Below are 10,553 nucleotides of genomic sequence, written 5' to 3' on the forward strand. Positions count from 1 at the left end.
CAGTTATCATGCAATAACTGCTATTATGCGGTATTAGCTATCGTTTCCAATAGTTATCCCCCGCTACCAGGCAGGTTACCTACGCGTTACTCACCCGTTCGCAACTCATCCAGAGAAGCAAGCTCCTCCTTCAGCGTTCTACTTGCATGTATTAGGCACGCCGCCAGCGTTCGTCCTGAGCCAGGATCAAACTCTCATTAAAAGTTTGAGTTCTCACTCATTTCTGTCACTGACAGATTTATTGTTTTTTTCATTGTTCAGTACTACAACTTCAGTTGTAGTGCCCTGCACATTGGTTCGTCTTGTTCAGTTTTCAAAGGTCTTTGTCACTCTTTCTCTCTCAAGCGACAACTATATTAGTATATCACAGCTGTTGACCTCTGTCAACACTTTTTTGAAACTTTTTTTACTTTTTTTCATCTCTGCGATACACACATAGTCCGTACGGGATTCGAACCCGTGTTACCGCCGTGAAAAGGCGGTGTCTTAACCCCTTGACCAACGGACCTTGAGCTTTTCAACTCTTTCTATTATACCTACTTTTCCTACTTTGTCAAGGACTTTTTTCAGTGAAGTTGATTTTTTCTTTTTTTCACTAACTTAACCACTGCTTCTGTCCGTGCAGTGTGGGGAAACATATCGACCGACTGGATATACTGGAGATCATAGACTTTCACTAGTTTAACTAAATCTCGCGCCAAGGTCGAAACATTGCAGGATACATAGACCATTTTTTCTGGAACATAAGCCAGAATGGTTTCCAACAGCTTATCATCTAAGCCTGTACGAGGAGGGTCGACTATCAATGCATCTGCTCGGTAGCCTTCTTTATACCAGCGTGGAATGATTTCTTCAGCTGTCCCCGCTTCGTAATGGGTATTGTCAAAACCCATTCTTTGAGCATTTTGCTTGGCATCTTCAATGGCTTCTGGAATAATATCCATCCCTCTGAGACTCTTGACCTTCTTTGCGAAGGCGAATCCAATCGTCCCAACACCGCAATAGGCATCAATCAGATGATCTTCTTTGCTAACATCTAGAGCTTTAACTGCTTCACTATAGAGAATCTCTGTCTGCTCTGGATTGAGCTGATAGAAGGCACGGGGCGAGAGGGAAAACTCATAGTCAAGTACTCCTTCTTGAATACTCTCTTGGCCCCAAATAATTTCCGTCTTTTCACCATAGATTTCACTTGTTTTTGCTGTATTTGTATTGACAGCAACCGTGACAACTTCTGGAAAATCATTGACTAGGTCTTTGACTAGTTGATTCAAATTAAGCTGGCGATTCGTGACAATGATAATCTGAACTTGACCCGTTTTTCTTGCACGACGCACCATGATGGTGCGAACACCGAGCGTTTTTCTCTCATCGGTGATGGGGATTTGATGGTAAGTAAGAAGTTCAGCTAGGCGATTCGCTATCACTTGGGTTTCCTTATCTTGTACCAAGCAATCTTTTAACTCTACGAGGTAATGAGAGTTTTGCGCATACAAACCTGCCTTGACCTGATTTTTAAATTTCCGAGTCTGGAATTGAAGCTTAGCACGGTAGTACTTTGGTTCCTGCATTCCGATAGTTGGACGGATTTCATAGTTTTCATATCCTGCAGGAGCAAATTTTTTCAGGGCTTGGTGGAGCAGATCCGTTTTGAACTCTAACTGTTTATCATAGTGGAGGTGCATGATTTGGCAACCACCACATTCATTATAAATCGTACAAGCTGGTACGACTCGAAATTTAGACTTCTTATTAACCTTTAGTAATTTGGCTTCAACAAAGTTACGTTTAATAGAAGTAATCTGACAATAGATATCTTCTCCTTTGAGAGCGCCAGGTACAAAAACGAGGGTTTTCTGATAGAAACCGATTCCCTCACCATTGATGCCCATCCGCTTGATTTTTAAAGGTATTTTTTGTTTGACTTTCAGATTCATACCCCTATCTTATCACATTTTAGGGTATAATAGAACTATGAAAATCACAAAACTTGAAAAGAAAAAACGTCTCTACTTGATGGAGTTAGATGGACAGCAAACCTCTTATATCACGGAAGATACCATTGTCCGTTTTATGTTGTCTAAAGATAAGGTGATTAGTAAGGAAGAATTGACCGAGATTCAGGGCTTTGTTCAGTTTTCTTATGGTAAGAACCTCGCTCTCTACCATTTATCCTTCAAGGCTCGTACTGAAAAGGAAGTAAGAGAATATTTGAAGAAGTATGATCTTGATGAAAAAATCACTAGTCAAGTTATCGCCAACCTCAAAGAAGATAACTGGATTAATGATCGTCAGTATGCCTACTCTATCATCAATGCAAATCAACTTTCTGGAGATAAGGGACCTTATGTGCTAGCTCAAAAACTGTCTCAAAAAGGGATTGCCAAATCAACTATTGAAGAGGTTTTAAAGGATTTTGATTTTTCAGAGGTTGCTCAACGTGTAGCTGAGAAACTGCTTAAAAAATACAATGGAAAACTTCCCGCTCGTGCCTTGCAAGATAAGATTATCCAAAACATGACTAACAAGGGTTTCTCCTATTCTGATGCTAAAAACGCCTTTGACGAGTTGGATAGTCAAGTTGACCAAGAAACGACTCAGGAACTCATTTTCAAAGAGTTAGACAAACAATATACTAAATACGCTCGCAAATATGAAGGTTACGAACTAAAGCAACGTTTAACCCAAGTTTTAGCTAGAAAAGGCTATGATTTTTCGGATATAGCAAGCGCTCTCAGAGAATATCTTTAACATTTGCATGTAAAATTCAAAAAAATTAGATCAATTTATGTTATAATAGTAGACGATAAACTTATAAATTGTAGAAAGTTGGTTAGTTATGAAACTTCCAAAAGAAGGCGACTTTATTACAATTCAAAGTTATAAGCATGATGGGAGTCTCCACCGTACTTGGCGGGACACCATGGTACTAAAAACAACAGAGAACGCTATTATTGGCGTCAACGACCACACACTTGTTACCGAAAGTGACGGTCGTCGTTGGGTGACTCGAGAACCGGCTATTGTTTACTTTCACAAAAAATATTGGTTTAATATCATTGCTATGATTCGTGATAATGGGATTTCCTACTATTGCAATATGGCCAGCCCCTACTATCTCGATGAAGAAGCCCTGAAATACATTGATTATGATTTGGATGTCAAGGTCTTCACTGATGGCGAAAAGCGTCTCTTGGACGTTGAAGAGTATGAGCGCCATAAACGCAAAATGAAGTATTCTGATGATTTAGACTATATTTTGAAAGAGCATGTTAAAATCCTTGTTGATTGGATCAACAATGGACGCGGTCCTTTCTCAGAGGCCTATGTCAACATTTGGTACAAACGCTACATAGAACTAAAGAATCGGTAAAGTTGTCAAGCCGGGGTGAGAGCCCTGGTTTTTTTATTTTAAAAACCCAGCCTGAAAGCTGGGTTAATTGCTATATATCTAATTTAGTGACAGTAAACTTGATATGGGAATAGTCTTTTTCAACATCCTTATCCAACAAGAAAGCCGTGGCATCCTTCTTAACCTGAACCAGGTCAATATTCTGGGCTTGAGCTGCATAGACGCATCCACAATAACATTGACGATAAATATCATACTCCTCGCACATCTCCACCGAACGCTTGTAGCCTTGATTTTTCTTGAAATCACTCGGGAGATAGTGGGTGGTATAAATCTTTTGCACATCAATTCCGATGCTGTTGATGGTTTGAGAATTCTTATGGGGACTGATGGTCAAGGCTGAACCAAAGTAGTCAAAGCCCAAGTCCATAGCTATCTGAGCTGTTTTATCCAAACGGTAGTCAAAACAAACCTTGCAACGATCTCCACCTTCTGGTTCTTCTTCCAGTCCTCTGACTAACTTTCGGTATTCATTGGGTTCATATGGGGCTTCTAAATACTGAACCGTATTTCCTGTTCGCTCATTGAAATCACTGACAAATTTTTGGGTAACGTAAGCCCGCTTGTGGTATTCTGCCTTGGGATGGATATTGGAATTGGCAAAATAGATAGTCACATCAGCGTATTTAGTCAGGTACTCTAGTGTGTAGGTACTACAAGGAGCACAGCAAACATGCATGAGAATAGATGGCCGTTGCTCATTTTTCTCCCAAACCTGAACCATTTTCTGCATGACACGGTCATAATTAATCTTCTGATTGGGATTCATCTTGCTCAGAATTTCTTCTACATCGATCATGTTCTTCTCCTTTTTCTAGTCTTATTTTATCATATAAGTTAGGAGAGCTCAAATCTATTTAGAAGAGAAAACCTTAAAAGAAGGGATATACATTCCCTCCTTTTGTGTTTTTTATAAGTTACTTTTACATCATTCCACCCATCATGCTTGGATCCATGGCTGGAGCTGGGGCTGCTGGTTCCGGTTTATTGGCTACGACTGCTTCTGTTGTTAAAATCAAGCTGGCTACAGATGCTGCATTTTGAAGGGCTGAACGGCTCACTTTCACTGGGTCAATGATTCCTTCTTCAATCATGTTGACCCATTCGCCAGTTGCTGCGTTGAAGCCTGTACCAACTTCAGCATTCTTCAAGCGGTCAATAATAATAGAACCTTCGAATCCTGCATTGTGGGCGATTTGACGAACAGGTTCTTCCAAGGCGCGGAGAACAATGTTGCGTCCTGTGGCTTCATCTCCTGTCAATTCTAAATCAGCCACGGCTGGAATAACATTTACAAGAGCAGTTCCACCACCTGCAACGATTCCTTCTTCAACGGCTGCACGAGTAGCGTTGAGGGCATCTTCGATGCGGAGTTTCATTTCTTTCAACTCAGTTTCAGTTGCAGCACCGACTTTGATGACTGCGACACCACCTAACAATTTTGCCAAGCGTTCTTGCAATTTTTCACGGTCAAATTCAGATGTTGTAGTTTCGATTTGAGACTTGATAACTGCAACACGGTGAGAAATAGCTTCAGGATTTCCAGCACCTTCTACGATAACCGTGCTATCTTTGTCCACAGTTACTCTCGCTGCTTGACCAAGCGCCTCAATAGTAGCATCTTTCAACTCAAGACCAAGGTCTTCTGTGATGACTGTCCCGCCTGTCAAGATAGCGATATCTTCCAACATAGCCTTACGACGGTCACCAAAGCCAGGTGCCTTAACCGCTACGACATTGAAGGTTCCACGAATCTTGTTCAATACAAGAGTTGGAAGAGCTTCGCCATCTACATCATCCGCAATAATCAAGAGCGGACGGTTGCTTTGAAGAATGCTTTCTAGGAGTGGCAAGATTTCTTGGATATTTGAAATCTTCTTGTCAGTAATCAAAATGTATGGATTTTCAAGGTCAGCAACCATCTTTTCACTATCTGTCACCATGTACTGTGAAAGGTAACCGCGGTCAAACTGCATTCCTTCTACAACTTCAAGTTCTGTTTCCATACCACGTGACTCTTCAATGGTGATAACTCCGTCCTTGCCAACTTTTTCCATGGCTTCAGAGATGTATTCGCCGACTTTTTCAGAACGAGAAGACACGGCAGCAACCTGAGCGATGGCTTCTTTGTTGGCAACAGGGATGGCATTGTTTTTCAAGGCTTCTACAGCTGCGGCAACTGCAGCTTCAATCCCACGACGAATACCGATTGGGTTGGCACCTGCAGTAACGTTTTTGATTCCTTCGCGGACGATGGCTTGGGTCAAGACAGTTGCAGTAGTTGTCCCGTCACCTGCGATATCATTGGTTTTTGAAGCCACTTCTGATACCAATTTGGCACCCATATTTTCAAAATGGTCTTCCAACTCGATTTCTTTGGCAATGGTCACACCGTCATTGGTAATCAATGGTGAGCCAAATGATTTTTCAAGAACGACATTCCGACCTTTTGGCCCCAAGGTTACTTTAACAGTGTCTGCTAGGATATCGACACCACGGACCATCGCTGAACGAGCATCAGATGAAAATTTAATTTCTTTTGACATACTTACTTTCTCCTTCTATTCTTCAATGATTGCCAAGATATTGGCTTCGCCAACGATGATGTACTTTTCATCGCCATCTTTGACATCAATACCTGCATGAGCTTCAACTAAGACACGGTCTCCAGGCTTAACGCTTGGAGCAACCAAGTCACCATTTAAGGTACGAACACCTTGTCCTGTAGAGATAACTTGGGCAGTTTTGGTTTTTTCTTGGGCTGAGCCCGCAAGGACAAAGCCTCCAACAGTTTGTTCTTTTTCTTCGATTTTCAAGACCAAACGGTCTCCTAATGGTTTCAACATCTGTTTTCCTCCATGATGAAATACATATTATTAGCACTCTTTAAATCTGAGTGCTAAATCATAGTTCTATTGTATCACTTGGTCAGAAATAGTCAAGAAAAAAGTCTGACTTTCTCAAGATAAAAAGCCTAAGATTGACTCAGGCTTTTCTATGCTTAAAATGGCAATTCTTCCTCTTCCAAAACCAAATCTGCCAAATCCTGTCCTGCGTTATTTTCACGCAAGGCACGTTGGGCGCGGCTTTCCAAGAGTTGGAAACCTGTCACGAGAACTTCGGTCACATAGTTGGTCTGCCCATTTTTCTCAAAGCGACGGGTACGCAATTCCCCATCAACAGAAATGAGGCTACCTTTAGTTGCGTAACTTGCCAAGGTTTCAGCCAATTTTCCCCAAAGAACCAGATTGACAAAATCAGCTCCACGTTCCCCATTTTGGTCTTTGTAACGACGGTTCACAGCAATCGTTGCGCGAGCCACTGACTTGTCATTGTTGGTTTTGTGCAATTCTGGTGTAGACGTCAAGCGCCCGATCATAATAACTTTATTATACATTTTTCTTCCTCCTACTTATCTATTCGCAAGAAATCAAAAAAGTTACAGAAATTTGTAACTTTTCGAGGAATTTTTTTTACTTTTTATGAACCATAAAACCAGTCGCCTGTTGATTGGCCATAATAGTCATATCTGTAATCTGCACACGACGGGGTTGACTGGTCACATAGACAACAGTGTCTGCGATGTCTTGTGCCTGCAAGGCCTCTATTCCTTGGTAAACGGACGCAGCTCTCTCTTTATCACCGTGAAAACGAACTGTAGAGAAATCTGTTTCGACAATCCCAGGCTGAATGTTTGTCACCTTGATATCCGTTGCGATGGTATCAATTCGCAGTCCATCTGAAAAAGTTTTAACTGCTGCCTTGGTGGCTGAATAGACTGCTGCACCTGCATAGGCATAGATTCCTGCAGTCGACCCCATATTGATAATATGCCCCTGATTGGCTTTTACCATTGCTGGTAAGAAACAGCGAGTGACTGCCATCAGACCTTTAACATTGGTATCCAACATTGTCAGCATATCCAACTCTTCGTAGTCCTGATAGGGTGCTAATCCTAGAGCCAGTCCGGCGTTATTGACCAAGATATCAATCTGACCTATCGTTTCTAGAGTATTGGAGCAGACAGTCTTTACCATGGCCATATCCGTCACATCCAGTGGAAAGGTCCAAACTGTTTGATTTGGAAAAGTTTCTGCAAACTCTGACTTGAGGGCCTCTAGTCTGTCTGTCCGTCGCCCTGTTAGAATGACATTCTCCCCCTGCTCCAGATAAGCACGCGCAATCGCTTCACCGATTCCTGAGGTCGCTCCTGTAATCACTACATTTTTTGCCATCTTATTTCCTTCTATCTGATTTATCAGATACTAACAACTTCCTAGGCAGTCCAGTGTTTAGCTGGGTCAAATGGAGTTCCGACAACTTGGTCTTCTGATAATTCAATAACCCCACGTTTTTGCGGAGCATTTGGCAAGGCAAGTTCACGAGGGCTGCACATCATGCCAAAACTCTTTTCGCCACGAAGTTCGCCTGGGAAAATGAGGTTGCCTTTTGGCATCATAGCTCCCGGAAGAGCTACAATAGTTTTCAAACCGACACGCGCATTAGGAGCCCCTGCAACGATTTGCACTGTCTTGTCACTTGCAACTGCAACTTGACAGATGTTGAGGTGGTCGCTATCTGGATGGGCTACCATCTCGACAATTTCACCAACAACAAACTTAGGTTCTTTGTCATTGACAATTTCTTCTGTAAATCCTTCCGCCTGCAATTCTTGGTTTAAACGTGCTACTTGCTCATCTGTCAAAAAGACTTGACCGCGCTCTGCAATTTCAAACAAACTTGAAACTTCGAAAATATTCCAAGCTACTGTTTCACCATTTTCTTTGAGGAAAACACGGGCTACTTTGCCTTTGCGCTCCACGTCCAACTTGGCATCTCCGCTGTTTTTCGCGATGATCATAAGGACATCGCCAACATGTTCTTTGTTATATGTAAAAATCATTCTTTCCTTTTCTCCTATTTCAGTCCTGCTAAAAAATCGTTAATTTCTTCCTTGCTTTTACGGTCACGATTGACAAAACGGCCGATTTCCTTGTCCTTTTCTAGCACAACAATGCTAGGAATGCCGTACACATCCCAGAGTTTGGCCAGATCCAGATACTGGTCTCGGTCCACTCGAATAAAGGTGAACTCTGGATTGGTTTCTTCAATCTCTGGCAAGGCTGGATAGATATAACGACAATCGCCACACCAGTCTGCCAAAAAAAGAAAGACCTTCTTGCCATCCTGCTCGACAAAACCTGCGAGTTCTTCTATACTAGCGGGAGCAATCATAAGACTTCCTCCTCATAGACTAGGTCTTCATTTTCATAGACAAAGGTATAGTGACGACCATCCTCAAAAATGACTCCTCCAACAAGTCGCTCTAGGCTACTTTCGTAGACTTGAACATAGAGTGTCGCAATCTCTCCCATATCTGAAAAAAGATCCCGCACAATAGCGGTTAACTCCTCTTGCGTCTTCATGAGTTTGTGATTATCTGCTGCTTTTTTGGCACCCAAAGCGAGGGCACTTAGACCAGCCACAGTCAAGCCAGTCATCCATAATTTCTTAGCTTTCATACCATTCATTGTAACACAAAAAGAGTTTTAGGACAAATAGGGAAGCAGTATATAAGCAAGGAAAAAAGGAGATCCAGCAATCTCCTTCTTAAGGCATTTTACTCTTCTTCACTTGTTTCAGCGTCATCGTCTGAAAACTCGTCGTCTTCTTCGTTGAGATCCACGTCTTCACCCAAGTCATCAGGGGCAATTTCGTTGATTTCCGCATCGTAAGCTTCCACTTCATTCTTCTCATCATCTGGATTTTCATCATCGTATGAAAGAGCTGGATCTGCTTCGTATGCGTCCTCGTCTTCTGGATCATCTGCATTGTAGTCAATGGCATCTGAATCACCATCCATGAAGGCATTGACACGTTTTTTCTTGGCTTTTGGTGCCACTTCGTCGTCGTCACTTTCTTCAAGAGCGATGATTTCTTCATCGATTTCGTCCACACCATACCATGAACGAAGGCCCCATTTGTTGTCTCCAAGAGAGATGAAGCTACCGTCAAAGTTCAACTCTGTGTAGAACAAAGGCAAAGCTTCACGGATATCGCTGTTTGATGTTCCAAGATAGTTTTGAATTTCATTCACAAGATCGCTAAAATGCATCTCATGATCGCGACCACGAAGTTCCAAGATAGCACGCGCTACCTCAATCATAGATAGTTCACTTTTTTCTTGCCCAGCAAATACTTCTAATTCCAAAGCGTTTCTCCTCATTTTTACTACTATCGCCAGAGCGAACAGACTCTGACCTCATTTTATCATGTACTCTTTATTGTACGATAATTTTGCGGAATAGTCAAAGGTTAAATGGGAGAAAGTGACAGGACTTTTTATTTCTTTGCTACCCAACCAATGGAATCGATTGGTGGGTTTTCGGTATCAATCCAGACGAATTCGATCCCAATGATATATGAAAATTAAGCTACAATGTCGAACTTCTCAGAGCGGTTCGAACTTACAGAATTTGTCATGTAGCAACCTGCTTTCTAAAAATTAAAATAGTTTAGTAACCGTATCGGCGATTTTTTTCGACAATATTGGAGGAACAGCATTTCCGATTTGTACAAAAGCTGCTGTTCTGGAGTTTTGAAAATAATAATTGTCAGGAAATCCTTGAATTCTGGCTGCTTCACGAACCGTAATAGACCTAGTTTGTTCCATGCTAGGATGAATATAATAATGCCCGTCCTTAGAAATATGTGCAACAACTGTATGACTATAGCCATTTTCATCTAAAGCTTTGAATCGATCTACAAATGAATCTTTATTTGAATGATTTTGAAGCCCAGAAGGTAATTCGGAATATTTTATATTTCGACCATTCTGTTTTGCTTCTTGAACAATCTTATATATTTTTAAATCATTATTTGTTTGTGGTCTTGCTAAGTGTAAAGTAAGTGGAATTTTCTCGTCCAAATTTCTATAGTATTTTTTCTTTTCATATGACAAACGAATCGCCCGATAATTATATCCTTCCTCGCCCGCATTTATTGAAGGTAAATCATTAAATAATTTTTCCAAGTTCAATGGTTTCTCTTTTAATTTTTCCAACTCATCAAAAAAATTTTTATCTAGTTTCACATCATTTCTTAATCCAAATATAAATAATCTTTCTCTATTTTGGGAAAC

The 10,553-nt window shown here is 41.3% G+C and carries 13 protein-coding genes, 1 tRNA gene and 1 rRNA gene; 2 read left to right on the forward strand and 13 right to left on the reverse strand.

Annotated elements, in window-relative coordinates; translation table 11 throughout:
• The 3 genes from D8805_RS09585 to rlmD all read right to left on the reverse strand — a co-directional run.
• A 16S ribosomal RNA gene (locus D8805_RS09585) occupies positions 1-202 on the reverse strand; the annotation flags it as partial.
• A gap of 234 nt (positions 203-436) precedes the next feature.
• Positions 437-508 (reverse strand) — tRNA-Glu (locus D8805_RS09590).
• A gap of 58 nt (positions 509-566) precedes the next feature.
• Positions 567-1,937 (reverse strand): 23S rRNA (uracil(1939)-C(5))-methyltransferase RlmD, encoded by a 1,371-nt coding sequence (rlmD, locus tag D8805_RS09595; protein WP_125417056.1) that lies wholly within the window; start codon positions 1,935-1,937, stop codon positions 567-569.
• A 37-nt stretch (positions 1,938-1,974) separates the two neighbouring features.
• Here rlmD and recX point away from each other — a divergent pair, with 37 nt between their 5' ends.
• The gene (gene recX / locus D8805_RS09600) at positions 1,975-2,751 is read left to right on the forward strand and encodes a recombination regulator RecX (protein WP_125417058.1); all 777 of its coding nucleotides are present in this window, start codon (positions 1,975-1,977) and stop codon (positions 2,749-2,751) included.
• An 88-nt stretch (positions 2,752-2,839) separates the two neighbouring features.
• Complete coding sequence (gene ntdP, locus D8805_RS09605) at positions 2,840-3,373, forward strand: nucleoside tri-diphosphate phosphatase (protein WP_000775318.1); 534 nt, start codon at positions 2,840-2,842, stop codon at positions 3,371-3,373.
• 70 nt (positions 3,374-3,443) lie between these two features.
• On the opposite strand, the gene D8805_RS09610 is transcribed toward ntdP, so the two are convergent.
• The 10 genes from D8805_RS09610 to D8805_RS09655 form a co-directional block, all read right to left on the reverse strand.
• The gene (locus D8805_RS09610; protein WP_125417060.1) at positions 3,444-4,211 is read right to left on the reverse strand and encodes an epoxyqueuosine reductase QueH; all 768 of its coding nucleotides are present in this window, start codon (positions 4,209-4,211) and stop codon (positions 3,444-3,446) included.
• A 124-nt stretch (positions 4,212-4,335) separates the two neighbouring features.
• Positions 4,336-5,958 (reverse strand): chaperonin GroEL, encoded by a 1,623-nt coding sequence (gene groL / locus D8805_RS09615; protein ID WP_125417062.1) that lies wholly within the window; start codon positions 5,956-5,958, stop codon positions 4,336-4,338.
• 15 nt (positions 5,959-5,973) lie between these two features.
• The gene (gene groES, locus D8805_RS09620; protein ID WP_125417064.1) at positions 5,974-6,258 is read right to left on the reverse strand and encodes a co-chaperone GroES; all 285 of its coding nucleotides are present in this window, start codon (positions 6,256-6,258) and stop codon (positions 5,974-5,976) included.
• A 155-nt stretch (positions 6,259-6,413) separates the two neighbouring features.
• The gene (locus tag D8805_RS09625; protein ID WP_125417066.1) at positions 6,414-6,809 is read right to left on the reverse strand and encodes a single-stranded DNA-binding protein; all 396 of its coding nucleotides are present in this window, start codon (positions 6,807-6,809) and stop codon (positions 6,414-6,416) included.
• A gap of 76 nt (positions 6,810-6,885) precedes the next feature.
• Positions 6,886-7,647: an SDR family oxidoreductase gene (locus D8805_RS09630; RefSeq protein ID WP_125417068.1), complete on the reverse strand. Its 762-nt coding sequence runs from the start codon at positions 7,645-7,647 to the stop codon at positions 6,886-6,888.
• A 41-nt stretch (positions 7,648-7,688) separates the two neighbouring features.
• Complete coding sequence (gene ytpR, locus D8805_RS09635; protein ID WP_125417070.1) at positions 7,689-8,315, reverse strand: YtpR family tRNA-binding protein; 627 nt, start codon at positions 8,313-8,315, stop codon at positions 7,689-7,691.
• Between the two features lie 14 nt (positions 8,316-8,329).
• Entirely contained in the window at positions 8,330-8,647 is a 318-nt protein-coding gene (locus D8805_RS09640; protein WP_125417072.1) for a thioredoxin family protein, read from the reverse strand.
• Positions 8,644-8,943, reverse strand: coding sequence for a DUF4651 domain-containing protein (locus D8805_RS09645; RefSeq protein WP_125417074.1), 300 nt, complete (start codon positions 8,941-8,943; stop codon positions 8,644-8,646). Before D8805_RS09645 ends, D8805_RS09640 begins: the two co-directional genes overlap by 4 nt.
• Before the next feature lie 89 nt (positions 8,944-9,032).
• Entirely contained in the window at positions 9,033-9,623 is a 591-nt protein-coding gene (gene rpoE / locus D8805_RS09650; protein ID WP_000418415.1) for a DNA-directed RNA polymerase subunit delta, read from the reverse strand.
• Between the two features lie 294 nt (positions 9,624-9,917).
• Positions 9,918-10,553 (reverse strand): DNA cytosine methyltransferase (locus D8805_RS09655; RefSeq protein WP_142999749.1); only part of this gene is annotated, 636 nt, incomplete at its 5' end.

Origin of the sequence: Streptococcus oralis subsp. dentisani (assembly GCF_003944205.1) — a bacterium.
GTDB lineage: Bacteria > Bacillota > Bacilli > Lactobacillales > Streptococcaceae > Streptococcus > Streptococcus oralis_BH.

What these genes read in the sequence shown, in the direction of transcription:
- D8805_RS09625 (WP_125417066.1), bottom strand. Translation starts at nt 6,809, where the DNA reads ATGTATAATAAAGTTATTATGATCGGGCGCTTGACGTCTACACCAGAA.
- ntdP (WP_000775318.1), top strand. Translation starts at nt 2,840, where the DNA reads ATGAAACTTCCAAAAGAAGGCGACTTTATTACAATTCAAAGTTATAAG.
- groES (WP_125417064.1), bottom strand. Translation starts at nt 6,258, where the DNA reads ATGTTGAAACCATTAGGAGACCGTTTGGTCTTGAAAATCGAAGAAAAA.
- D8805_RS09610 (WP_125417060.1), bottom strand. Translation starts at nt 4,211, where the DNA reads ATGATCGATGTAGAAGAAATTCTGAGCAAGATGAATCCCAATCAGAAG.
- D8805_RS09630 (WP_125417068.1), bottom strand. Translation starts at nt 7,647, where the DNA reads ATGGCAAAAAATGTAGTGATTACAGGAGCGACCTCAGGAATCGGTGAA.
- D8805_RS09645 (WP_125417074.1), bottom strand. Translation starts at nt 8,943, where the DNA reads ATGAATGGTATGAAAGCTAAGAAATTATGGATGACTGGCTTGACTGTG.
- groL (WP_125417062.1), bottom strand. Translation starts at nt 5,958, where the DNA reads ATGTCAAAAGAAATTAAATTTTCATCTGATGCTCGTTCAGCGATGGTC.
- rlmD (WP_125417056.1), bottom strand. Translation starts at nt 1,937, where the DNA reads ATGAATCTGAAAGTCAAACAAAAAATACCTTTAAAAATCAAGCGGATG.
- recX (WP_125417058.1), top strand. Translation starts at nt 1,975, where the DNA reads ATGAAAATCACAAAACTTGAAAAGAAAAAACGTCTCTACTTGATGGAG.
- ytpR (WP_125417070.1), bottom strand. Translation starts at nt 8,315, where the DNA reads ATGATTTTTACATATAACAAAGAACATGTTGGCGATGTCCTTATGATC.
- D8805_RS09640 (WP_125417072.1), bottom strand. Translation starts at nt 8,647, where the DNA reads ATGATTGCTCCCGCTAGTATAGAAGAACTCGCAGGTTTTGTCGAGCAG.